Below are 24,059 nucleotides of genomic sequence, written 5' to 3' on the forward strand. Positions count from 1 at the left end.
GAAGCGCGCGTCGCACCTTTGGAGAACCCGCTCATGGCATTCAATCTACGCAATCGCAGTCTGCTCAACATGCAGGACTTCGCGCCGCGCGACATCCGCTTTCTGCTCGACCTCGCGTCCGAGCTGAAGCGCGCCAAGTACGCCGGCAACGAAGTCCCGCGGCTCAATGGCAAGAACATCGCATTGATTTTCGAAAAGACCTCGACACGCACGCGTTGCGCATTCGAGGTCGCCGTGCATGACCAGGGTGGCCACGTCACCTACATTGACTCCGCGAGTTCGCAGCTCGGCCGCAAGGAGTCCCTCAAGGACACCGCACGGGTACTCGGACGGCTCTATGACGGTATCGAATACCGTGGCTTTCATCAGAGCGTGGTCGAGGATCTCGCGACCTATTCGCATGTTCCGGTCTGGAACGGCCTCACCGACGAATTCCACCCCACCCAGGTGCTCGCCGACCTGCTCACCATGCAGGAGTTCGGCGAGAAACCGTTGCATGAACTGTCGTTCTGCTACCTCGGCGACGCCCGCTTCAACATGGGCAATTCGCTGCTGATCGGCGGCGTGCAGATGGGCATGGACGTGCGCATCGCGGCGCCGCGCGAATTGTGGCCGCACGACGAACTGGTGGCGCAAATGCGGCTTCTCGCCGAGCGCACCGGCGCCAGCGTGACGATCGTCGAGGATCCGCATGAGGCCGTAAGCGGCGTCGACTTCGTCTACACGGATGTCTGGGTGTCGATGGGCGAGCCTGTCGAAGCGTGGGGTCCGCGAATCGATCTCCTGCGCCCCTATCAGGTCAACGCCGCACTGATGAAAGCGACCGGCAACCCGCGCACGCGCTTCATGCACTGCCTGCCCGCCTATCACAATCTCGACACCGACACCGGCCGGATGGTCCACGAGCATTTCGGCATGTCCGAACTCGAAGTCAGCGACGAGGTATTCGAATCGGATGCGTCGATCGTCTTTTCCCAGGCTGAGAACCGCATGCACACGATCAAGGCCGTGCTTGTGGCGACCCTCGCTTAAGGCGCCCACCATGCGCATTCTGATAGCGCTGGGCGGCAACGCGCTACTGCGCCGCGGCGAACCGATGACGATGGCGCGCCAACTCGACAATATCCGCCGTGCCGCGAAGCAGATCGCGCTGCTGGCCGATGGCAACCAGCTGGTGGTCGCGCACGGCAACGGTCCCCAGGTCGGGCTGCTCGCCTTGCAGGCCGCCGCCGCCGGCGGCGCGGAAAACACCGCGCCGCTCGACGTGCTCGACGCCGAGTCGGAAGGCATGATCGGCTATCTGCTCGAACAGGAACTGGCCAACGCATTGCCCGCCACCCGGCATGTCGCGACCTTGCTCACGCGCGTCGAGGTGGACCCTCACGATCCCGCCTTCGCGCACCCGACCAAACCGATCGGTCCCGTTTATACGAAGGCGCAAGCCGAAGAATTGGCGCAGCGCAATGGCTGGAGCATTGCACCGGACGGAACGGACTTCAGGCGCGTCGTAGCATCGCCGAAGCCACAGCGCATCGCGGCGCTGAAGCCGGTTGAATGGCTCGTGGAGCACGACGTGATTGTGATCGCGGCCGGCGGCGGAGGCATTCCGGTCACGCTTGCGGCGGACGGTCAAACCCGCACGGGTATCGAGGCCGTGATCGACAAGGATCTGTGCAGCGCGCTGCTCGCCGCCGATGTCGGCGCCGATCTGCTGCTCATCGCGACCGACGTGGACGCGGTATACGCGGACTGGCACTCGCCGAACCAGCGTGCGCTGAGGGAGATATCGGCGGCGCAATTGAGGTCGATCGCGTTTCCCGCCGGCTCGATGGGGCCCAAGGTCGAAGCGGCGTGCGACTTCGTCACACGCACCGGCAAACGCGCGGTGATCGGCTCGCTTGAGAATATCGAGGCAATGGCGGCCGGCACGGCGGGCACGCAGATCAGGCCTTAACACACCGTGAACACCGTGAGACAGCGCGTCTTCGCCAATGCGCCAATGGGTCTTCGCGGATGAACCTCCGCGAACGGCTCAGTCGAACTTCTACAAGGTCGACTCAGGCCGGAGCGAAAGCCGCTACTCCGTGTGCATCGGCTGTATCGCCTTCCTGTCCGCCGACTTGTTCCCGCGTTCAGTTGACGCGGTTGCCGATTTGGCGACGGCGGGCACCGTGGATGGCGCCGGCTCGCTCGGCATACCTATAGGCACGAGCGACCAGGCTGCCACGCTGTCCGCAGCATGCCGTTGCCGGACCGCACCAGCCGGCGGCGCCACGAAATCCGGCTGGAGAGCCGACAGAATCTCGAAGAACTGCCGGCTGTACGAGAGTGCCTGGGCTGCCCCCACAGGCGCAAGCAACGTGGGTAGACATAACATTTCCGGCAGACTGTCCGCCGCGCATGTCCGGGCAACCGCCTCCTGAGTCTCGGCAAGTCCAAACCGGAATGCCTGCAGGTTCAAAGCGGCCAGCCGCTCGAAAGCCTGCAGGCTCCGGGTGGTGATGCCGCACAGTTGGTCGAAGCCGGCACTTTCCACGTTGAACCACTGCCCGGGAATGATCTGAGCCATCACGCCTCCAAAGTTGATTGCCGGACCGCGCCGGCCGCCTGTCTGCTAGATGCCCGGCATCACCGGATACGGCTCGGTGTGATCCTCCACACGTTTGACGCCGGGGATGTTTTGCGCCGCCACCCGAACCGCGTCGACGGCTTCCATTGCATGGAATACGCCCCACAGATGCACGACTCCGTCGGTGACGACGATATTGCGGCCGGCAAAGCTCCATTTACGGCCCGCCAGTTCGCCCATCAGCATCGCGCGGATTTCGGCGTCCGAGAGCGTCACAGCCGACGCCGGTTCGTCCGGCACGCTGGCCAGCGCCTGCACGAGATTGGCGCGGCTCACGATACCCACCACCCGCCCCGCCTGCGTCACCGGCACACGCTTGATGCGCCGCGTCTCGAGAATGCTGGCCACTTCACCGAGCGGCGTGTCGGGCTGAACTGTCACCACGTCGGGGGTCATCACGTCGCGCACTTTCACCGCATGAGTCTTGATGTAATCCCTTGCTTCATGGCTCGCGGACCAGACGTCGAGCCATGAACTCGGCTTGCGCTCGTCGGTGCCGATTTCGGTGCGGCGAAGCAGATCGCCTTCGCTGATCATGCCGGCGAGATGGCCCTGCGGATCCAGAACCGGTGCGCCGCTGATGCCGTTGTCGACAAAGATTCTGGCGACCTCTCTCACGGTCATGTCGGGTGTGACCGATATAACGTTGGTGATCATGACATCGGATGCGCGCATGGTAAGCCTCCTGGACAGTTAGGACGATTGAATTCGCGGGACCGTCACGTTCCGTCCGTCATTATCGAAACGCCGGCAAGCTCCCCGGTGATTTCAGATTAGGCCGGCGCGACGCTCTGCCGTTTGACGTGGATCATCCCGAAGGCCGTTGCGTGCATCTGCCGATTCGTTCGCGGCGACAGAACCCTGGCGCTTGACGCATATCAACCCGGCACAGGCCGTCTGCTGTCGAATAGTCGGCATACCCATTGTTTTCCCGAGCGCGATGGAAATCGATCAATCATTCGACGAGTCGCATCTCGCCGCAGAGGTTCTCAGCGTGGTGACGGCGGTTTACGCCGAGACCCACGCGAACGCGAGCCACGCGAGCGCGGTGAGTCCCGACTCGCAGTTCGAGCGGGATCTGGGTTTCGATAGCCTCGCGCGCGCGGAGCTCTTCAGCCGTATAGAGAAAAAGCTTGGCGTACGCGTGCCGCTCGACGCATTTTCGACCGCCCTGACGCCTGCCGATCTTGCGCAGGCCATCAAGCGCGAAACGGCGCCCGTGGCCGCAGGCGGCGCCGAACACCCGCCAGTTCCGCAGCGCATTGCCGCGCCGGCCGCGCCTTTCACCGACACGCCGCACGAGGCGACGACACTGATCGAAGTGCTGCAGTGGCATGTCGACAGGCATCCGCAGCGCACCCACATCATTTTTCTCGAAGATGGCGCAACGCCTGCCGGGTTGTCCTATGGCGAGTTGTATCGGCGCGCTGCCGCCGCGGCGTCCGGTTTGCGCAGCCGCGGCATCGGTCCGGGCGACACGGTCGCGCTGATGCTGGCGACCGGCTGGGATTACTTCGTCTCGTTCATCGCGATACTGATGAGCGGCGCGACACCTGTGCCGATCTATCCGCCTGCGCGCGTCTCGCAGATCGAAGAGCACGTTCGGCGCCACGCAGCCGTGCTCTCGAATGCGGGCGCCAAGGCGCTGATTGCCTCACCTGAAGTGGCCGGCGTGGGCCGCCTTCTGAAGCTGTACGTGCCCGCCTTGCAGCATGTGCTGACGGCCGCACAGATCGGTGTCGACCGCAATGAGACACCGGTGCCCGGCGCCGCCGCCGACATGGCGCTCCTGCAGTACACCTCGGGCAGCACGGGCGACCCGAAAGGTGTCATGCTCACGCACGCGAACCTGCTCGCCAATATTCGCGCAATGGGTTCACGCATGCAGATCACCGCCGGCGACGTGCTCGTCAGCTGGCTGCCGCTTTATCACGACATGGGGCTGATCGGCGCATGGTTCGGACCCCTGTATTTCGGCATGCCGCTCGTGATAATGCCGCCGACCGTTTTTCTGGCCTGCCCGGAACTGTGGTTGCAGTCGATCCAGCGATATCGCGGCACGCTTACCGCCGCGCCGAACTTCGCCTACGCGCATTGCACGCAGCACCTAGATGAGGCCAGCCTCGCGGGTCTCGATCTGTCGTCGCTGCGCTTTGCCTTTTGCGGCGCGGAGCCGGTCAGCGCGGCGACCCTGCGCTCGTTTTCGGCGCGTTTCAGCCAGTACGGGTTCGACGCGCGCGCGGTGACGCCCGTCTACGGACTGGCGGAAAACACCTTGGGCCTGAGCTTTCCGCCACCCGGGCGCGGACTGCACGTGGACCGTGTCGAGCGCGTCGCGCTCGGCGCCACGGGACAGGCGTTGCCTGCTCCGTCCAGCGAAGACGCAGTCGAAGTGGTCGGATGCGGCGAAGCATTGGACAGCGTGGACGTGCGGATCGTGGATGACAATGCTCAGGAGCAACCCGAGCGCCGGGTGGGCCACATCGAGTTTCGCGGCCCATCGGCGAGCGCCGGCTATTTTCACAACCCGGCGCAAACGGAGCGCCTGATCCATAACGGCTGGCTCGACACCGGCGATCTCGGCTATCTCGCCGATCGCGAACTTTTCATCACGGGCCGCGCCAAAGATCTGATCATTCGCGGCGGCCGCCACATCTTTCCCTACGAACTCGAGGAGGCGATCGGCCGCCTGCCGGAAGTCCCTCCCGGTGGGGTCGCCGTCTGCGGAAGCATCGACCGGGCGAGCGGCACCGAGCGCATCGTGATCCTCGTCGAAACAGCATTGACGCAAGCCGCCGCGCGCGAACAGCTACTGGCGCGCATCCATGCCAGAACGGTCGAACTGCTGGGCGCGCCCGCCGAGCAGGTGTGTCTTGTCGCCCCGGAGACCATCCTCAAGACACCCAGCGGCAAGATCAGACACGCCGCGACGCTCGAACAGTTCGAACGCGGCGGCCGAGCGTCGCCTGCGCGTCCCGCATGGCGGCAGTTTGCAGGTGTAGTCGCAGGCGCAATCGTGCCGTTCTCGCGACGGATCGCGCGCCGGGTTTCGCATACGGCGTACGGGCTCTATTGCTGGGCGGTTCTGGGCGCATTGGCGCCGCTGGTCTGGCCGCTCCTGCTGTCGACCGACACGTCGCGCAACTGGCGCCGGGCCGCCGGCCTCGGTCGTCTGTTCCTGAAACTGACTAGGCTGCATGTGGACGTTCAGATCGACGCCACTTCAGCGGCACTACCCAACGTGGTCATGGTGGCCAACCATAGCAGCTATCTGGACGGCTTGATCCTCCTTGCCGTACTGCCCCGGCCTGTCCGGTTCGTCGCCAAACGCAGCCTGGATCGCCAGTGGCCGGTCGGCCGGCTTCTGCGCGGAATCGGCACTGCTTTGGTCGAACGAAGGGAATACCGGGGCAGTGTCGAGGACGAACGACGCCTCGTCGGGCAGGCCGGAGGCGACACGCCTCTGCTGTTTTTTCCGGAGGGCACATTCGGCCGTGGCGCCGGCTTGCGGCCATTTCATCTGGGCGCGTTCCGGGTGGCGTGCACCAGTGGCCGCCCCGTCGTGCCGGTGGCGCTCGCCGGCGTGCGCGCGGTGTTGCCGGACGGCAGCTGGTTGCCGCGGCCGGGGGCGATCAAGGTCGCCGTGTTACCGCCGATCGTGCCCGACGGCTCCGACCTTGGCGCGATGGCCCGGCTGCGCGACGCCGTACAGAATGCGATCCTCGCTCACTGCGGCGAGCCCCCGCTCTTCACGCATGCCGTTCGCGGCCCGGAGCAGGCGCCTGAGAACGAGCAGAATTTCGCGAGCACCCCGTCATGATCGTCCTGCTGATAATCCTCAATGCCGCGGCGTTTCTGGTCGAGCAACTCGATCCCGACCGTCTGATCGCACTCTTCGCGCTCTGGCCGGTGGGCGGCAACGGCAACCCGGCATTTCACGTGTGGCAGTTGTTGACCTACAGCCTTCTGCACGCGAATTTCATGCACCTCGCGGTCAACATGTTCGCGCTGTATATGTTCGGCCGCGATGTGGAAGCCACCATCGGCCGCGCGCATCTCGTCGTGCTGTACGGCACGAGCGTAATCAGCGGCGCGCTGCTGCAACTGCTGGTGGGCCTTGCCGATACGACCGTGCGTGTACCGGCTATCGGCGCTTCGGCCGGCGTGTTCGGCCTGCTGGTCGGCTACGCGCTGCTGTTCCCGCGCCGCCGCGTGATCCTTCTTTTTCCGCCCGTGCCGATGCCCGCGTGGCTGTTCGCCACCGGCTACGGCGTGCTCGAACTCCTGCTCGGCATTGCAGGCGCGCAAAGCGGCGTCGCCCACTTCGCGCATGTCGGCGGCATGCTCGGCGCCGTGACGCTGTTACTGCATTGGATGCATACGCCACGCGAGCGGCGGCTCGGCTGAGACAGTCCAGGGGCGGAAGAGCATGGCACGGTTTTCGTCACGCGGGCAACGGCCTTCGCCAGCCTGGTCTGCATAAAAGGCGCATGGGTGTTGGATGACCCAAGTCAATCGCCCCGCATCGGTGAAGGAGATACTGGTCGCCACGTAATCATCGTCCGGAGAAAAGTTATGGCCCAACTTATGAAAGCTGCTGTCGTTCACGAATTCGGCGCTCCGCTGCGTATCGAAGAGGTGCCCGTCCCGCAGGTGGGGCGCGGCCAGATTCTGGTCAACATCAAGGCGTCCGGCGTCTGTCACACGGATCTGCACGCGGCTGACGGCGACTGGCCGGTCAAGCCCACCCTGCCCTTCATTCCCGGTCATGAAGGCGTCGGCTATGTCGCGGCCGTCGGCGAAGGTGTCAAGCATGTCAAGGAAGGCGATCGCGTCGGCGTGCCGTGGCTTTATACCGCCTGCGGTCACTGCGAGCATTGCCTTGGCGGTTGGGAAACGCTGTGCCAGGAACAGCAGAATACGGGCTACTCGGTCAACGGCGCTTACGCCGAGTACGTGGTGGCCGATCCGAACTTCGTCGGTCATCTGCCGGCGGCCGTCTCGTTCGAAGATATCGCGCCGATTCTGTGCGCGGGCGTGACGGTGTACAAAGGCATCCGCATGACGGACGCGCGGCCGGGTCAATGGATCACGATTTCAGGGATCGGCGGCCTCGGCCACGTCGCGGTCCAATATGCCATTGCGATGGGCCTGCGCGTGGTGGCCGTCGACATCTCCGAGGACAAGCTGGCTCTCGCCCGCGAACTCGGCGCAACGCTCACGTTCAACGCTTCGGAGTGCGACCCTGCGGCGGCGATCCAGAAGGAAATCGGCGGAACGCACGGCGTACTCGTCACCGCCGTATCGCGCAGCGCTTTCGCTCAGGCGCTGGGCATGGTGCGCCGCGGCGGCACCGTTGCGCTGAACGGACTGCCGCCGGGAGACTTTCCGCTGCCGATCTTCTCGACCGTGCTCAACGGCATTACCGTGCGCGGCTCCATTGTCGGCACGCGCCAGGACTTGCAGGAATCACTCGAATTCGCCGCACAAGGTCGTGTCCGTGCGCGAATCCATCTCGATCGGCTGGACAATATCAATCATGTTCTCGGCGAATTGAAGAGCGGGAAAGTGGATGGACGCATCGTCCTGAAACTCGACTGAGCAAGCCGAACGGGCGGCAGAGTTGATGAAAGAGGAAGCGGCGCGAGCGCCTTACCGGCTCGCGCTTTTTCCTCGTTTTTCATTTGACGCCTCTTCGCATGACGTTTTGGTGAATGCCTGCGCTTGTGGACTTTGTCCAGGGCGGGCGTGAAGAAACGATGGACAGGCCGCGAAGTGCGAGCGATTGCGAGGCGAGGATTGCGAGGGGACTGAAAAAGAAACTGCGGAGAAAGAAAGAGAAAGCGCGCGCCCGACAGAAATCACTCAGGCCCGGCAGCACATTACCGTGGCTGAACCGACAGCGTATTGGACATCTTGAGGCGCAGCCATTCCATACCCTCGCGCAAGCCGGCCAACACGGCTTCGCGCTCCGTCGGAAACACGCTGCTGTGCCTGAACTCGTGTTTGAAAATTCCGTCTGGCGTGTGGTGGCTGAGCTTGATCGAGCAGTCGTAGCCGCCCGTTGCGCGATGTGTGGTTGCGGCGACCGACCAGTCGCCGTCGCCCACGCTACCCGAGATCGTCATGAGTCGCTCCTTTGTTGATGTGCCGTCCGTCCATGAGACGTCTTCGGTGCGTCTGCGCCGTTCCCGCGTCGCCGACGTGCCGGGCACGGCGGGCGCCACATGCGCGGTGCCCATCCGGTAGTTCCAGGCGAGCGTGTCTATCCCACCGTCAGATTGTCGATCACCGCATGAACACCCGGCGTCGACCATGCCGCGCCACGCGCGGCCGAGCGCTCCGCCATCGAGTCGACCGTGCCCGTCAGCGTGACCGTGCCTTCGTGCACCTTCACGCTGATGTGCTTCGCTTCGCGTTCGGCGTGACGTCGCAGCGCCTTGCCGATCTCTTCGCCGATATCCAGCGCGGCCACGTTGCCGCCGATCCGGATGAGGTTCGAAACCCCGGTCACACCGCGCATGTGTGAAATCGTGCGTGTGGCGACATGGCTCTGATAAGCCCAGTCGACTTCGCCGCTCAACGTCACCCAGCCTTTCTCGACCTGCACCTTGACCGCGTCTTCGCTCAAGCCGACCGTCCAGCGCATGATGGAGCGCACGGCATTGGCGATTTCTTCGTCGGTTCGCACATCCGAATGCAGCAGGCGTACGTCCAGTTCCACCACGACGGCCTTCACTCCTGCCACACGCTGCGCGGCTTTTTCCGCCGCAAGCTTCTCCGCGTAGCTGACTGGATGACCCGATAACGTAACGACACGGTTATGCACTTCGACGCCGATGTCCGTAGCGCTGACCGCCGGATCCCAAGCCAGTTCGTCTTCGACCTGCTGCTTCAATTCCATGTCCGACTTCATTGCGTACTCCTTGTTGGCATACGGCTGGCAACGGCGCGCGGCCCACGAAGCCGCTCGTGCTCCGCGCCGCCCCGGATCAGTTGATCTGCAGGCGCTTGCGTTCAGAGGCCGCCTTTTTCGGCAACGTGAGCGAGAGTACGCCGTCCTTGTACTCCGCCGCCGCCGCGCTCTCGTCGACTTCGCTCGCCAATGAAAACGCACGGCTCACGGCACCTGCATAACGCTCGCGGCGAATCACCCGCTCGCCTTCCTTCATTTCCTGATTCCGTTCGACTTTCGCGCTGATCGAAACAAGGTTGCCGTCGATTTTTACGTCGATATCCTTCTTGTCGACGCCCGGCAGTTCGGCCTTCACCGTGTACGCGCTATCGCTCTCCGTCACGTCGACCTTGATGTCGGCAAGCGGCGCTTCGCCGCCCGCGCCGCGCAGCGGCCGGAACAGGCCCTGAAAAAGTTCCGACATGGGTTCGAGGGGAAAGGGATCAAATCGGGTCAAGTTGCTCATCGTCCTGCTCCTGATTCATTCAATGACATCGTGGATACCAGATCGCGTCGCCCGCCTCATACCGGCCCGTTTCACGCTGAACCAGCGACCGGGAGCGGTGCACCCCAGCTTGTTCACACACACGGACTTCCGCTGCCGCAACGAACATGCTGTACCGGTAACTTTAGGCTCGCCTCCAAAGCATCAATTGACGTGTGTCAAGTGGCGCACATCGCAGCCCGAGACGTTCGCAAGCATGATGTCGGTCAAGTCGCCGCGATGGGCCGCACCTATTCTGAAAGAACCATGATTGCCCGACGGAGAGTTCCATGCCTGCTCGCTTTTCACCGGCACATCAGCTTCCAACTCATATACGGCAACGCGAACTCGTGGCGCGGCGGGACTGGCGCGCGCTCGACCGCGCCATGCAGAGGCCGTCGACATATCGCCACCCGGCGGGCCGCATTCGCCGCATCGAAACGCACATTTCGGTCGTGTATCTGGCCGGCCGGTATGCGTACAAACTGAAGAAGCGCGTCAATCCGGGTTTCGTGGACTTCACGCAGGCACGCGCACGCGAACGCGCGTGCGCCGACGAATTCAGACTGAACCGCCGGCTCGCCCGTGAGATATATCGGGGCGTCGTACCGATTACGCGCCGGGGGCGCTCGTACCGCGTCGCGGGAACAGGCGAGGTCGCCGAGCACGCCGTCCTGATGCGACGCTTCGACGAGCAGGAAATTTTCAAGGCGTTGCATGCGCGGGGAGAACTCGATTTTGCGGAAATAGACGCCCTGGCCGGGCAACTTGCGGCGTTCCACCGGCGCTCCTCACGCACGCCGCCTCGCGTGGTCTTCGGCTCCGCACCGTTCGTTCAGGAACAGATGCAGACCGTGGTGGAAGCGCTCCGCCGTGAAACCGGAGCACTTCTGCCCACCCGAATCTCCGCCTGGTGCGAGAGCGAAGGCAAACGCCTTGCCGCGCACTTCGACGCGCGTCATGCAGGCGGCTTTGTGCGCGAGTGCCACGGCGATCTGCACCTCGATAACATCGTGCGGCGAGGCGAGCGCGTGCTCATGTTCGACTGCATCGAATTCGACGACGCCTTGCGCTGGATCGACGTCGCCAGCGACCTGAGCTTTCCGTTGATGGATCTGCGGGCGTGCGGCCGACAGGATCTCGCGGCACGCCTGTTGAACGGCTGGCTGCAACGGACGGGCGATTTCGCCGCGTTGCCGGGGCTGCGCTACTACATGGTCTATCGCGCGCTGGTGCGTGCCCTCGTGGCGTTGTTGAAAACACGCGATCACCCGCACGATGACGGCCTCGCGCGCGCCACGCCGTATCTGAATCTGGTCGAGCGCATGATCGCGCCGCAACGGCCGTATTTGCTGCTATGCCACGGCTACTCCGGATCGGGCAAATCAGTGGCGAGCGAAGCGCTAGTGAGTCTGGTCGGCGCCGTGCGTCTGTCGAGCGATATCGAGCGCAAACGCGGCCGGCCCTTCGCGCCTATCGATTCCCGTCCACTGCCGGCCGGGGCCTACACGCACGATTCAATCGATCAGCATTACGATCTGCTGCTGCGATTGGCGCAACAGATACTGCTGGCCGGCTACCCTGCGCTGGTCGACGCGACTTTTCTCAAGAGCACGCATCGCGCCCGCTTCGCCGCGCTCGCACACTCAGACGGCGTGCCCGTCTTCCTGCTTGATTTCCATGCGCGGGCACGTCAACTCGAACAGCGCGTGCAGGCGCGCGCCGCCGCTTCTCATACGGAATCGGACGCCGACCCGCTCGTGCTGATCCGGCAACTGGCCAACGAGGAGCCGCTTTCCGCAGAGGAAATGCAGCGAACGGTGAGCTTCGATACGGAAGTGCCGCTCGCCGAGTTCGGCCGTTTGGACTACTGGGGAAAACTGTTGCGGCGGCTTTGCGAACCCGAAGCGACCGCGCCGCCGGAGGTCGCGCACGGCTAGCGCGCGGGTGTCTGTCCGGCCGGCTGCAACGCGAGTTAAATGCCGCTCCCGCTGGTGACCGCCGGAAAAAAGGCGACACGTTAGCCGGCGTGATGCTCCCCGTCCTCCGCATCCGCAGGGCCACTGGAAGCCGGCGCCGTGGCGGAGTCTGTAGGGTTGTGTTCATTGACGGGAAAGCTGCGGACTGCACGCCCGCCAGGCATGGTTGCCGCGCCTCCCATGCGCTGCAGCCACTCCTGCCACGGCAACATGACAGGATTCACCGCGGGATGCGTGGACCATTGATCAGTCGATGCGGCCTGCCACGTCGCAAACGCCTCGCGCAGCCCTTCGAAGAATCCGGTTTGCAGCCTTGTGGCCGAGCCGAGCCCCTGCTGCCAGAGATTGGTGGTGGTCGCCACGTAATCGCGCAACACTGTCTGGCAGGACACCGCAAGGGCGCTCCAGTCCCGCGCCGTCGAGGCCGCCCGGCCAATGGCATGTGTCGCCGCCAGATCGCGCCGGATGCGCTGCATCTCGAACTCGCAGGCCTGCTGCCGGGCCTCGTGGCTGAAACTCCATACCTGTAGCGAGAACGACAGATTGGCGCGATACAGTTCGAAGGGCGTGACGGATTTGCCGGTCATAATGAATCTCCTGACGTGATGAAGCGGTCCGCCCGAGCACGACGGAACGCACGAACAAAAAAACACGCGCACGGCGACGGTGAGTTCAATGTAGGCTTGGCCACCGGGAGCCGGTTGACCTGCATCAATCACGGAATGGCTTACGGCAAGCGCGAATGGCGGACGCAAACGTGCCGGCTATCGTCGGCGGAAAGGAATTATTCGGCGTAATCTGTCTGGACTTGTCTATTCTTGCAGTGGAGCGGTCGTTCGCAATTCATCAACCTTTCGGAGATGCCGGTGGTTCTCAAATGGAACGATCAAAAGCACAGATCCGCTACAGCGAACGATTCCGACGTACCACTGGAGGATCGCTATCAATTGCTGATCGACGCGGTGCAGGATTATGCGATTTTCATGCTCGATCAGCAGGGCCGCGTAGCGAGCTGGAACAACGGCGCGCACAAGATCAAGGGCTACACGCCCAATGAAATCATCGGCCGTCATTTTTCGGTCTTCTATACCCCCGAAGACATTGCCTCCGGCAAGCCGGGCCACGAGTTGGCGCTCGCGATCGCGCAAGGCCGGGTGGCGGATCAGGGCTGGCGCGTGCGGCGCGACGGTTCGCGATTCTGGGCAGACGTGACGATCACAGCGGTTTATGATCCGGCCGGCACGTTGCTCGGCTTTGCCAAGGTCACCCGTGACATGACCGAACGTGTGCGTCTTGCCGAACTCGAACATGCGAGCGAACTGGCCGCACAAATCCAGCGCACGCGTGAAGACGAGCAAAGACGGATTGCCCGCGAATTGCATGACGATCTGGGTCAGCAGCTTACGGCGCTCAAGATGGGCGTCGTCGCATTGCAACGGCGTGTTGGCGAGAACGTTAGCGATCCTGATGGATCCGCTGCCGCGAGCGGACTGCAACGCCAGATCGACAGCATGATGGCTTCTCTGCGCCGCATCGCCGCCGACCTGCGTCCGCCATTGCTGGATGATCTCGGCCTCGCCGCGGCACTCGAGTGGTTGACGGACGACTTCACGCAGCGCTTTAACGTGGCCGCCAGGCTGCGCATCGATACCGACGACGCGGGCTTCACGCCTTTTGCGTCCTCCGCACTCTTTCGTATCGTGCAGGAAGCGCTGACGAACGTGGCGCGGCATGCGCGGGCAAGCGAAGTGGTGGTCGGAATTTCGAGCGATGCGACAACCTGCGCGATCCATGTCGAGGACAATGGCCGCGGAACCGTGCTCGAAGACGCCGGCAAGCGCGGCTCGTTCGGCCTGCTCGGCATGCGCGAACGGGTACGTCAGTTGCGCGGCACTCTGACTATCGACAGCGCCCCAGGCAGCGGCTTCAGAATCACCGTCCGGATTCCGCTCAGTGCGATTCGCCCGGATGAGACGCCGCCGGGTTGACCGGCCCGACTGAAGCGGCAACAGCGCGTGCTTCGCCGCCAGCCGTCTGCACGTCTTGCCGCAGCGCGGCAATCTCGTCGCGTAGTGCCTTGATGTCGCGATGCATTTCCCGCCGCAAGATCCGCTCTTCCTGTTCGACGAACGTCGCAGCGATGCTGGCGAAGACCAGCGACAACAATCCGTAGCCAAGCAACACCACGAAGGCAGCGAAGACGCGTGACGCAGGCGTGGTCGGCGCCATGTCCCCATAGCCGACTGTCGCGCTGCTTTCGAATGCGAGCCAAACGCCCTCGGCGTACGTATGCACGCCCGGTTCGAGCCAGTAAAACCCCGCCCCGGCAGAGGCGAGCAGCAACACGGCTATCACCAGCAGCAGCCCCAGGCGGCTCGGGGAGAAAAAGCCTCGTAACGACACTACGATGCGCGCCGCCACGAGCCCCACGAAAAAAATGCGCAACACCCATTCGACCGGCGACCACGGCAACGCACCCCAAGCCACACTGATCGCCGCGCCTGCCGCGATCATGAAATCGTAAGCATTGCGCGCGAGGAACCGTTCGGGCTTGCGACTAAGAAACGCGAGCCGGCCAAGAATCACCAGGAATCCGGCGGACATGGACGCATAGAGCGCACGGCCAGCCAGATGAAACCGGGATGCAGCAGCCAGTTCGAAATAGAACGCGGGAATTGCAAGCAGGCTGAGAGCGAACAGCACCCACTGCATCCAGCGCCACGCCTGCACAGCCCGCGCGTCGTCGCGAACGTCGACGCCGGCGAGACCCGCAACGCGCCAACTCCCTTTCATGTCAGCACCGCCGTCATGACGCCGCGCCGATAAACGAGCGGAATTCCGCTTCGACCGAGCGAATCTGCCTGGCGCACGTGCCGTACAGCCAGCCGGGATTGCCGTCCGCGCGATACATACCCCGGCACATACCTTTGACCTGGATGGTCGATACGCCACTGGCGCTGCTTGTCCGCGTCGCCCACACATAGACGGTGCCGAACGTGTGCGGCTCGGCCGTTTCGATCGCCGTGTCGTCCGCTCGCCTGATCGGGGTCGCGGAGCGTTGCGCCACGTACAGTCTGGTGCGGGTCCATAGCCGTTCGCAATCGGCGGCAGAGGAACAGTCCACGTGAGCCTGTTCGCGCGCTGTTTCGAGCGCGACTTCGGTGTCGCGGCGTGCCGCGGTGCGCGATTCTTCTGTACTGCAGCCAGCAAGGATGATCATCAGCAGCGCAAAGACTGCCATCCGCCCGTTGTTCATGTCAGTCTGCCCATTTTCCCGTTCAACGGCACGATGCACCGTTGCAAACCATTGGCCTGTTTTTTAGAAACCCGCCTGTTTATAAAAGTATGGGCAGGACGCTTCCGGGCATTTGACCTGGATCATCGTCTAACGTGTAAGCCGCATGCCGGCACGCCGAGTTTTCCCTAACATCCATCGTGCGCCATCGTGTAGGGAAACGCTGACATTGACGCAGGAATACCTACCCCAGTCTCAGCGACACCTGATTTGTCCCATCTGTTTGATGACCAATACTGAATTCATCCGAAATAGAAATCGAAACATTCGCAGGGGACGACAAGCACCCGACTCATACCTGCCCGTGTCATCAGGAGACCATCATGTCAAACGCCGCTTTCCACGCTCACACGATGCCGGCTGACAGCCAGTTGCGCGACGCACCCGAGGCCGCCGACGAGATCAACCGGATTCTCACGCTGGCCCGCGAGGCAGGCATGCTGGTTACGCTGGACGGCCAGATCGGCCGCGAAAAGTACCAGAGCGTTGCTGGTTCACTCGCCGCTTTCCGGCGCTTCGCTCAAGCGCTCTGCAACGGCGCCATGCAAACCTCGGCGCGTTGAGGAAACTCCCGGCCCCAGGCGGCCACTTCTGACAGAAGGTGCGAAATGAAGCTGACCTTTCTCGGCGCGGCCGAAACCGTCACCGGCTCGCGGTATCTACTGGACGGCGCGGGGCTGAGGATTCTGATCGACTGTGGTCTGTTTCAGGGCACCAAGAACCAGCGCCTGCGTAACTGGAATCCGTTGCCCATCGACGTCGGCACGCTGGATGCCGTGATCCTGACCCACGCACATCTGGATCACAGTGGCTACCTGCCGGTACTCGTACGCATGGGCTATCGCGGACCTGTCTATTGCACTCGCGGCACCCGTGACCTGTGCCAGGTCATGCTGCGCGATAGCGCCAGACTGCAGGAAGAAGAAGCCGCGTACGCGAACCGCCACGGCTTGTCGAAACATCATCCGGCGCTGCCGCTCTACACCCTGGAAGATGCGGAAAAAGCCCTTGAACTGCTCGAACCGCGCGATTTCGACGTGCCGAAACAATTGAACGACCATGCGTGTTTCCGCCTGCTGCCGGCCGGGCACATTCTCGGCGCCGCGGGCGTGGTGCTGTGCGTGGAAGGCAAGGTCATCGCCTTTTCGGGCGACCTCGGGCGGCCGGACGACCCGATCATGCGCGCGCCCATGCCGCTCGCCCATGCCGACTACCTGATCGTCGAATCCACCTACGGCGACCGGTTGCACGACAAAACCGATCCCGCCGCCGAACTGGCTGAACTCTTCGCGACCACTTTCCGGCGCGGCGGCGTAGTCGTGATTCCCTGTTTCGCGGTGGGGCGCGCGCAATCGATTCTTCATTACATTGCCCAACTGAAAGCCACCGGCCGGATGGCGAACGTGCCGGTCTTTCTCGACAGCCCGATGGCGACGAGCGTCACGCAACTCTACCGGCATCACGTCAGCGAACACCGGCTGAGCTCGACCGAAGCCAACGCGATCAGCAACGCCGCGCAGATGGTGCACACCGTCGACGAATCCAAGGCGATTCTGAGCCTGAACGGCCCGAGGGTGATCATCGCGGGCAGCGGCATGGCTACCGGCGGCCGGGTCTTGCATCACCTGAAGGCCTTCGCTCCGGATCCTCGCAACACGATCGCACTGGTCGGCTACCAGGCGGCCGGCACGCGCGGCGCCGCGCTCGCCGCCGGCGCACCGACGATCAAGATTCACGGCGACTATGTGCGCGTGCGCGCTTCGGTGGTGAGCCTGTCGTCCTTGTCGGCTCATGCGGATTACGCCGAGATACTGTCGTGGCTGCGCTCCATTCCGCAACCGCCGCAGCGCACGTTCGTCACGCACGGCGAGCCGGCCGCCGCCGATGCGATGCGCCGTCACATCGAGGAAACGTATCACTGGCGCTGCGAAGTGCCGCTCTATCTCGAGACCGTCGAATTGCCGGGGTCGGTGGGCAATGTAGGCGTGGATCCGTGTGTCGCCGTCGCGAATGCAACGACCTCACGCAGCGTGCTGGCGCGCGTGGTTGCAAGCGACCGGGCCACCGGATAAAAGTCGCTGCGCTCCGTTCAATCCGGAATGATCCAGATCAATCCGCGTACAGCGCATGCCTGACACAGTGCCGATATGAAATCGTGCAGGGGACCATCACATGAGCGCACTGCCGCAGACGGCCGCCTGGGCCGTCGACGAATATCAGCTTGACCGCACCGCCGGCGTTGAAGAGAAACTGAAATTCGCGCTGCGTTACGCCGTGCTCGCACCGTCGAACCATAATACGCAGCCTTGGCATTTCATTCTGGATGGCGACAGCGTGACGTTATGCGCCGACCGGTTGCGCGCGCTGCCTGTGGTCGATCCATTCGATCGCGAGCTGATCATGAGTTGCGGTGCGGCGCTGCTCAATCTGCGCGTGGCGCTGAGCCACTTCGGGCTTGCCTACGCGATCACGCCCTTTCCCTCCTCCGCCGATCCCGACGTGCTGGCGCATGTGCGAATCGTCCACGACGGTCATTGCGACACCAGTCTCACACCGCTCTTCGCGGCGATTCCACACCGCGTCACCACCCGCGAAATCTTCGTGGACGAGCCGTTGCCTTCGCTCATCCAGCAACAACTCGAAGAGGCCGCCGAAGCGGAAGGTGCGGATGTGGTCTGCATTTCGAGCGCGCCGATGCGCGAGAGTCTTGCCGAACTGGTCGCGGAGGCCGATCGCGTGCAGTTCAAGGATCCGCGTTTTCGCCGTGAACTGGCCAGCTGGATTCATCCGCGACGCCATGCAGACGGTATGCCCGCGCTGTCCGCAGGAATGAGCGTGCTGCTCGATCTGGCCGCGCCGTTACTCACCTCCGTCATTCGAACCTTCGACCTGGGCGGTGGACTGGCCGCGGCGCATCATGCACTGGCTGCGGGCTCGCCGCTGCTCATTTGCCTCGCGACGCCGACGGACGACGCCGCCGCATGGCTGGCAACCGGCCAGGCACTGGAGCGGCTGCTGCTGGTCGCCGCGAATGCCGGGATCACGGCGTCCTATCTGAATCAGCCGATCGAGTTGAGCGGGCTGCGTGAGCGGCTAGGCAGCGTGCTGGCGATAGACGCGACGCCGCAACTACTGTTACGCGTCGGCCGTGGCAAGCCGGCGCCTCATTCGCCGCGCCGGCCGCTTGCCGAGGTTGTTTCCTGAGGCGCGACGCCTGCTCAACGCCTGTTCGACGAGGCCGCGATGAAACACTTTTTCAGACTCGGTACTGCGACGCGCGATCAGGCCCGCGCGCGCCCGGCCACCGGCGAGTCGGTATCGCATATCAGGCTGCCCGCGCCCCTGTCGAGCGGCGGCCTGCCCCTCCTGGACGCCCTCTCGAAGCGGCGAACCACACGCCGCTTCGCCGCGACCGATCTCGACGAAGCAACCCTCGGCCAGTTGCTCTGGGCCGCCAACGGCGTCAACCGCAGCGGGTCCGACGATAGCGGCGGACGCACGGCGCCGTCGGTGCTCGCCTTGCACGAAATCGACGTTTATGCGGCGCTCGCCTGCGGCATGTACCGCTACGACCCGTTGCAACATTGCCTCGAACTGGTGAGCGCTGCTGATCTGCGCGGACTGACGGGCTACCAGGACTTCGTCGGCGAGGCGCCGGTCGAGCTGGTTTACGTGGCCGACCTTGCACGCATGCATGACATTGCCGAGTCGCAACGCGAGCCGTTTGCGTATGCCAGCGCCGGCGCGATCGTGCAGAACGTGTACCTGTTCTGCGCCGCTGCCGGCCTCGCGGTCGCCGCCCGAAGCTGGCTCAATCGCAGCGCATTGGGCGCCGAGATGCACCTCTCGCGCGGCAGCTTGCCTGTTCTCGCGCAAACCGTCGGGCACTTCGATCTATCCGCGCCCGCCGGTACGGCTGACGCGCTTTGACGTGTTTCATTGCGGCAGTAATCGCGCAATGAAACACGAGGTCATCGTCCTCGCGGTGCCGACGCGATTGATTTTCATCACGACTGCCGCGCTTCGTGTCGCCGGTTGAAATCTCGCCATGAACGTGAGAGATGCCGCGCTTCCCAGTTGACGTGCATCAATAGCGCTATCCGCCACCCCGTCATAGTGATCCCACACCCACGCTGATTCAGCGTCGCCCGGTCCACGCCGCAATGCAGGCTCAGGCGCCGGCACTCATGGCCAACAAGAGCCCTCCCTAATCGGTGAAGCGTTCCAAGCGCTTCATCCCTTCATGTTTTATTGGAGGAGACTATGTCTACCATCGATACCGCCCCGCCCAACTCCACCGCGTTGCAGATCCCGCTTGCCCGGGACGCCAGCATCGACGGCATGGAGGCTTATCGCGCCCTCGTTGCCGAAGCGAGCCAGGATCACGAAGCGTTCTGGGCACGTCTTGCCCGAGAACATTTGACGTGGCGCCGCCCATTCACGAAAGTATTGAACGACACAGACGCGCCGTTCTATCACTGGTTCGAAGACGGCGAACTGAACGCGTCGTACAACTGCCTCGATCGCAACCTCGTCAACGGACTCGCGGAGAAAACCGCGATCGTGTTCGAGGCGGACGACGGCAAGGTCACGCATGTCACCTATCAGGCGCTGTATCACCGCGTATGCCGGCTCGCCAACGCACTGCGTGCCCGCGGCGTGAAGAAAGGCGACCGCGTGGCGATCTATATGCCGATGTCGGTGGAAGGCGTGGTCGCAATGCTCGCGTGCGCACGCATCGGCGCACCGCACTCGGTGGTGTTCGGCGGCTTCTCCGCCAAGTCGCTGCATGAGCGCATCGTGGATATCGGCGCGTGCGCGATCATTACCGCGGACGAGCAGGTTCGCGGCGGCAAGACACTGCCGCTCAAAACGATCGTCGACGAAGCGCTCGCAATGGCCGGCACGGCCGGCATCAAGACGGTGGCCATCTACCGGCGCACGGGCGGCCAGATTCCGTGGATTGCCGGCCGCGATACATGGCTGCACGAACTCGAAGCGGCGCAGCCGGACACCTGTGAGCCCGAGTGGGTCGGTGCGGAGCACCCGCTGTTCGTGCTGTACACGTCCGGCTCGACGGGCACGCCCAAAGGCGTCCAGCACAGCACCGGCGGTTACCTGCTGTGGGCTGCAGTGACAATGAAGTGGACCTTCGATATCAAACCGGCGGATGTATTCTGGTGCACGGCGGACATTGGCTGGATCACCGGTCACACTTATATCTGCTACGGACCGACCGCGGTCGGCGCGACGCAGGTGATCTTCGAAGGCGTACCCACCTACCCGAACGCGGGACGCTTCTGGGACATGATCCAGCGTCACAAGGTCAGCATCTTCTACACGGCGCCGACAGCCATCCGCTCGCTCATCAAGTCCGCCGATGCCGATCGTTCGGTGCACCCGGACAGCTTCGACCTGAGCAGTCTGCGCCTGCTCGGCACGGTCGGCGAGCCGATCAATCCTAGCGCCTGGACGTGGTATGCACAGCACGTCGGCGGCGGGCGCTGTCCTGTGCTCGACACCTTCTGGCAGACCGAAACAGGCGGCCACATGATTTCCCCGTTGCCGGGCGTCACTCCCCTTGTGCCGGGTTCGTGCACATTGCCGTTGCCGGGTATCGACGCGGCGATTGTCGACGAAACCGGTCAGGAAGTGCCGAACGGAAACGGTGGCGTGCTGGTCATCCGCAAGCCCTGGCCTTCCATGATCAGAACCATCTGGGGTAATCCGGAGCGCTTCCGGCAAGGCTATTTCCCCGAAGAGCTCGGCGGCAAGCTGTATCTCGCGGGCGACGGTGCCATCCGTGATCGCGACACCGGCTACTTCACCATCACCGGCCGTATCGACGACGTGCTGAACGTTTCCGGCCACCGGCTCGGGACGATGGAAATCGAGTCGGCGCTCGCCGCGCATCCGCTGGTGGCCGAAGCCGCGGTGGTTGGGCGTCCCGACGAGACCGCCGGCGAGGCGATCGTGGCGTTCGTGGTGCTCAAGGCAGAGCGGCCCTCCGGAGCCGACGCAAAGCGCGTGGCCGATGAGTTGCGCGCATGGGTCGGCAAGGAGATCGGCCCGATCGCCAAACCGAAGGACATCCGCTTCGGCGACGCCATGCCGAAAACGCGCTCCGGCAAGGTGGTGCGCCGGCTGTTGCGCTCGGTGGCCAAAGGGGAAGTCATCGTGCAGGACACGTCGACGGTGGAAAACCCCGCGGTCATTTCACAGTTCGCCGACGCCGCCTGACACGCGAGCGATCACGGATCGCGCATCTCTTCCCGCCGCGATCCGATGTCGCGCGTGCACCCGTACGTGCGCGCGCGCAACCCAATTTTCAGCGTTCCTGCATGGAACGGAGGATGTCATCATGAACATCAAGGCTCCCAATCCCGCTTCACTCGGCCTCGCCGGCTTCGCACTGACAACGTGGCTGCTCAGCATGATCAACGCCGGCTGGTTCAGCGGCAACGCGATGGGGATGGTGCTTGCCGTCGCTTTCGCGTACGGCGGCACCGCCCAGGCGCTCGCCGGGCTGATGGAAATTCCCCGCGGCAATACCTTCGGCGCGACCGCTTTCCTCAGTTACGGCGCCTTCTGGTGGTCGCTGGCGCTATTCGTGCTGTTTCTGCACGGCACGGTGCCGGCAGCGTTTATCGGTTGGTATCTGTTTCTGTGGGGCGTGTTTACGCTTTATATGTGGGTGGCGACGTGGCGAGCCGCACGCGTGCTGCAACTGGTGTTTCTCTCGCTATGGATCACGTTCTTCGTGCTCGCCGCGAGCGAATGGACCGGACTCGAATGGCTGCATCACGCCGGCGGCTACCTGGGAATGCTTACCGCGCTGCTGGCGTTCTATCTGTCGGCCGCGGAAATCATCAACGAGACTCATGGGCACGTGGTATTGCCTACAGGTGTCGCGAGCGAACGACTTGCTCTGACCTTGTCGATTCAGGAAGAGTTGCCGCTGAGCCTGTCGATCGAGGAAAAGCTGCGCAATGCGTGATGAGGCTTGCTGCTGACGGCACTTTGTGTTGCCTTTGGTTGCCGCAGCGTTTCGCCATCCTGGGCGGCGCTGCGGCACATTGAGCTTGTGGGGGGCTTTTCTGCGTTTCCATCGCGTCACCAGACCGTCGACGCAACACCGCCCGCGGCTACGCTACGCCATCTCGATGATCACCTTCAACGCATGCGAATCCGCCGCGCGGCCGAAGGTGTCGTAGGCGTTCAACACGTCGTCGAGCTGGAAATGATGGGTGATCAGTCTGGCGGGATCGAGCCGGCCGGATTGCACTGTCTTCAGCAACATCGGCGTGCTGACGGTATCGACGAGGCGCGTCGTAATGGAGATGTTGCGATCCCACAGCGATTCCAGATGCAGATCCGCCTTCACCCCATGCACGCCGATATTGGCGATCACACCACCGGGCGCTACCAGCGCCTGGCACAATTCGAACGTGTCTGGCACCCCGACGGCCTCGATCGCGCAATCCACACCGACGTGGCCGGTGAGTTTCATGACCTCCACGACCGGTTCGGCCACCCGGCTGTCGATACACGCGGTCGCGCCGAAACGGCTCGCCACCTCGAGGCGGCGCTCATCGCGATCGATCATGATGATCTGGGCCGGCGAATAGAACTGCGCGGTGAGCAGCGAAGCCAGTCCGATCGGGCCGGCGCCGACAATCGCCACGGTGCTGCCCGGCTGCACCTTACCGTTGAGGACACCGCATTCGAAGCCGGTCGGCAAGATGTCGGACAGCATCACCAGCGCTTCTTCGTCGGCGCCGGCGGGAATCGGATACAGACTCGTCTCCGCATGCGGAATGCGCACGTATTCCGCTTGCGTACCGTCGATACGGTTGCCGAGAATCCAGCCACCGGTCGCGCAGTGCGAATACATGCCGCGCCGGCAATAGTCGCACTTGCCGCATGCGGAAATGCACGAGATCAGCACGTGGTCGCCCTCTTTCAACGAACTGACCGCGGCGCCGACCTGCTGCACGATGCCCACCCCTTCGTGACCGAGAATGCGGCCGGGCTGACACGTCGGAACGTCGCCCTTCAGAATGTGAAGATCTGTACCGCAGATCGTCGTGCGCGTCACCTTGACGATGGCGTCGGTGGCGCTGGCGAGCTGCGGCATGGGCCGCTCGTCGAGCGACTTCTTTCCGGGACCGTGATACACGAGTGCTTTCATGGATTACCTCATTGGTCAGTCAAGGCCACCGCGAGATGAGCATCACGCTCAGGCCGGGGTGTCATGCTCCGTCTTCGCCTCTTCACGGATCAGCAGTACCGGGCACGTCGCAAGGCGCACGCAGCGCTCGGCCACGCTACCGATCACCATGCGCCGCAAACCGCGGCGTCCGTGCGTGCCCATCACGAGCAGGTCGGCGCCGCGGCGTTGCACACAGCGTATCAACGCACCGGCAATGTCCTCGGCGATGCCTTGGGTCTCCACGATTTCCGCTTCGCCCGCGACGTTGAGTTCGCGCATCTGGGCAAGCGCGCCGTCAAGCAGGCTTTGCCCGACTTGCCGCGCGGCGTCGGTCAGCAGATGCGGATCGCAGGCGCCCGCGTACGTGAAGGCCGCCGATTGATCCAGCACGTAGACCGCCGTCAATTTGCCGCGCGCGAGCCTCGTGAGCTGGATCGCCTCGGAAAGCGCGCACTTCGAGGCTCCGCTGCCGTCCAGGGCCACCACGATGTTTTCGTACATGACT

Annotated in this window: 23 protein-coding genes; 13 read left to right on the forward strand and 10 right to left on the reverse strand. The window is 63.6% G+C overall.

All coding sequences use genetic code 11. The annotated features are described in order from the left end of the window. Positions 1-33 precede the first annotated feature (33 nt). Both argF and arcC read left to right on the forward strand, forming a co-directional pair. Positions 34-1,032, forward strand: a complete 999-nt coding sequence (gene argF / locus PDMSB3_RS11405; protein ID WP_007181531.1) for an ornithine carbamoyltransferase — start codon at positions 34-36, stop codon at positions 1,030-1,032. 10 nt (positions 1,033-1,042) lie between these two features. Further along, positions 1,043-1,954 carry a carbamate kinase gene (gene arcC, locus PDMSB3_RS11410; protein WP_007181530.1) on the forward strand — a complete coding sequence of 304 codons (912 nt, stop codon included), beginning with the start codon at positions 1,043-1,045 and terminating at the stop codon, positions 1,952-1,954. A gap of 123 nt (positions 1,955-2,077) precedes the next feature. On the opposite strand, the gene phaP is transcribed toward arcC, so the two are convergent. Then, positions 2,078-2,569 carry a TIGR01841 family phasin gene (gene phaP / locus PDMSB3_RS11415; RefSeq protein ID WP_165186188.1) on the reverse strand — a complete coding sequence of 164 codons (492 nt, stop codon included), beginning with the start codon at positions 2,567-2,569 and terminating at the stop codon, positions 2,078-2,080. A 45-nt stretch (positions 2,570-2,614) separates the two neighbouring features. Next, a complete protein-coding gene (locus tag PDMSB3_RS11420) occupies positions 2,615-3,304 on the reverse strand; it encodes a CBS domain-containing protein (RefSeq protein WP_007181528.1) in 690 nt (229 codons plus the stop codon). Positions 3,305-3,569: 265 nt separating this feature from the next. Between PDMSB3_RS11420 and PDMSB3_RS11425 the strand changes: the two genes are divergently transcribed. From PDMSB3_RS11425 to adhP, 3 genes are all read left to right on the forward strand, one after another. Continuing rightward, on the forward strand, positions 3,570-6,449 hold the full coding sequence (locus PDMSB3_RS11425; protein WP_232064179.1) for an AMP-binding protein: 2,880 nt from the start codon (positions 3,570-3,572) through the stop codon (positions 6,447-6,449). After that, positions 6,446-7,036 (forward strand): rhomboid family intramembrane serine protease, encoded by a 591-nt coding sequence (locus PDMSB3_RS11430; RefSeq protein ID WP_007181526.1) that lies wholly within the window; start codon positions 6,446-6,448, stop codon positions 7,034-7,036. The genes PDMSB3_RS11425 and PDMSB3_RS11430 overlap by 4 nt, the downstream gene beginning before the upstream one ends. A 168-nt stretch (positions 7,037-7,204) precedes the next feature. Beyond that, positions 7,205-8,230 (forward strand): alcohol dehydrogenase AdhP, encoded by a 1,026-nt coding sequence (gene adhP / locus PDMSB3_RS11435; RefSeq protein WP_165186191.1) that lies wholly within the window; start codon positions 7,205-7,207, stop codon positions 8,228-8,230. A 281-nt stretch (positions 8,231-8,511) separates the two neighbouring features. Here adhP and PDMSB3_RS11440 read toward each other — a convergent pair whose 3' ends face one another. The 3 genes from PDMSB3_RS11440 to PDMSB3_RS11450 all read right to left on the reverse strand — a co-directional run bounded on the left by PDMSB3_RS11440 (position 8,512) and on the right by PDMSB3_RS11450 (position 10,050). Next, a complete protein-coding gene (locus PDMSB3_RS11440) occupies positions 8,512-8,757 on the reverse strand; it encodes a UDP-glucose 4-epimerase (RefSeq protein WP_165186193.1) in 246 nt (81 codons plus the stop codon). A 137-nt stretch (positions 8,758-8,894) separates the two neighbouring features. Then, positions 8,895-9,545 (reverse strand): BON domain-containing protein, encoded by a 651-nt coding sequence (locus PDMSB3_RS11445; protein WP_007181523.1) that lies wholly within the window; start codon positions 9,543-9,545, stop codon positions 8,895-8,897. Positions 9,546-9,621: 76 nt separating this feature from the next. Further along, positions 9,622-10,050, reverse strand: coding sequence for an Hsp20/alpha crystallin family protein (locus tag PDMSB3_RS11450; RefSeq protein ID WP_007181522.1), 429 nt, complete (start codon positions 10,048-10,050; stop codon positions 9,622-9,624). Positions 10,051-10,358: 308 nt separating this feature from the next. On the opposite strand from PDMSB3_RS11450, the gene PDMSB3_RS11455 reads away from it, so the two are divergent. Then, the gene (locus PDMSB3_RS11455; RefSeq protein WP_165186196.1) at positions 10,359-12,008 is read left to right on the forward strand and encodes a bifunctional aminoglycoside phosphotransferase/ATP-binding protein; all 1,650 of its coding nucleotides are present in this window, start codon (positions 10,359-10,361) and stop codon (positions 12,006-12,008) included. Between the two features lie 80 nt (positions 12,009-12,088). On the opposite strand, the gene PDMSB3_RS11460 is transcribed toward PDMSB3_RS11455, so the two are convergent. Next, positions 12,089-12,634: a hypothetical protein gene (locus PDMSB3_RS11460; RefSeq protein WP_007181520.1), complete on the reverse strand. Its 546-nt coding sequence runs from the start codon at positions 12,632-12,634 to the stop codon at positions 12,089-12,091. Between the two features lie 279 nt (positions 12,635-12,913). Between PDMSB3_RS11460 and PDMSB3_RS11465 the strand changes: the two genes are divergently transcribed. After that, positions 12,914-14,035, forward strand: coding sequence for a PAS domain-containing sensor histidine kinase (locus PDMSB3_RS11465; RefSeq protein WP_007181519.1), 1,122 nt, complete (start codon positions 12,914-12,916; stop codon positions 14,033-14,035). On the opposite strand, the gene PDMSB3_RS11470 is transcribed toward PDMSB3_RS11465, so the two are convergent. Both PDMSB3_RS11470 and PDMSB3_RS11475 read right to left on the reverse strand, forming a co-directional pair. Beyond that, positions 13,998-14,840: a potassium channel family protein gene (locus PDMSB3_RS11470; RefSeq protein WP_165186198.1), complete on the reverse strand. Its 843-nt coding sequence runs from the start codon at positions 14,838-14,840 to the stop codon at positions 13,998-14,000. The genes PDMSB3_RS11465 and PDMSB3_RS11470 overlap by 38 nt on opposite strands. A 13-nt stretch (positions 14,841-14,853) precedes the next feature. Beyond that, positions 14,854-15,288 (reverse strand): hypothetical protein, encoded by a 435-nt coding sequence (locus PDMSB3_RS11475; protein ID WP_232064180.1) that lies wholly within the window; start codon positions 15,286-15,288, stop codon positions 14,854-14,856. 377 nt (positions 15,289-15,665) lie between these two features. Between PDMSB3_RS11475 and PDMSB3_RS11480 the strand changes: the two genes are divergently transcribed. The 6 genes from PDMSB3_RS11480 to PDMSB3_RS11505 all read left to right on the forward strand — a co-directional run bounded on the left by PDMSB3_RS11480 (position 15,666) and on the right by PDMSB3_RS11505 (position 22,339). After that, the gene (locus tag PDMSB3_RS11480) at positions 15,666-15,905 is read left to right on the forward strand and encodes a hypothetical protein (protein ID WP_007181516.1); all 240 of its coding nucleotides are present in this window, start codon (positions 15,666-15,668) and stop codon (positions 15,903-15,905) included. 45 nt (positions 15,906-15,950) lie between these two features. Further along, complete coding sequence (locus PDMSB3_RS11485; RefSeq protein WP_165186201.1) at positions 15,951-17,414, forward strand: MBL fold metallo-hydrolase RNA specificity domain-containing protein; 1,464 nt, start codon at positions 15,951-15,953, stop codon at positions 17,412-17,414. Positions 17,415-17,514: 100 nt separating this feature from the next. Beyond that, the gene (locus tag PDMSB3_RS11490; RefSeq protein WP_007181514.1) at positions 17,515-18,546 is read left to right on the forward strand and encodes an Acg family FMN-binding oxidoreductase; all 1,032 of its coding nucleotides are present in this window, start codon (positions 17,515-17,517) and stop codon (positions 18,544-18,546) included. 39 nt (positions 18,547-18,585) lie between these two features. Further along, on the forward strand, positions 18,586-19,272 hold the full coding sequence (locus PDMSB3_RS11495; RefSeq protein ID WP_007181513.1) for a nitroreductase family protein: 687 nt from the start codon (positions 18,586-18,588) through the stop codon (positions 19,270-19,272). A gap of 333 nt (positions 19,273-19,605) precedes the next feature. After that, the gene (acs, locus tag PDMSB3_RS11500; RefSeq protein WP_007181512.1) at positions 19,606-21,582 is read left to right on the forward strand and encodes an acetate--CoA ligase; all 1,977 of its coding nucleotides are present in this window, start codon (positions 19,606-19,608) and stop codon (positions 21,580-21,582) included. Positions 21,583-21,703: 121 nt separating this feature from the next. Further along, positions 21,704-22,339: an acetate uptake transporter gene (locus tag PDMSB3_RS11505; RefSeq protein ID WP_007181511.1), complete on the forward strand. Its 636-nt coding sequence runs from the start codon at positions 21,704-21,706 to the stop codon at positions 22,337-22,339. A 153-nt stretch (positions 22,340-22,492) separates the two neighbouring features. Here PDMSB3_RS11505 and PDMSB3_RS11510 read toward each other — a convergent pair whose 3' ends face one another. Then, positions 22,493-23,533: a zinc-dependent alcohol dehydrogenase family protein gene (locus PDMSB3_RS11510; RefSeq protein WP_165186203.1), complete on the reverse strand. Its 1,041-nt coding sequence runs from the start codon at positions 23,531-23,533 to the stop codon at positions 22,493-22,495. Positions 23,534-23,581: 48 nt separating this feature from the next. After that, on the reverse strand, positions 23,582-24,055 hold the full coding sequence (locus PDMSB3_RS11515; RefSeq protein WP_007181509.1) for a universal stress protein: 474 nt from the start codon (positions 24,053-24,055) through the stop codon (positions 23,582-23,584). Positions 24,056-24,059: the final 4 nt, after the last annotated feature.

Source organism: Paraburkholderia dioscoreae (genome assembly GCF_902459535.1).
Taxonomy (GTDB): Bacteria; Pseudomonadota; Gammaproteobacteria; order Burkholderiales; family Burkholderiaceae; genus Paraburkholderia; species Paraburkholderia dioscoreae.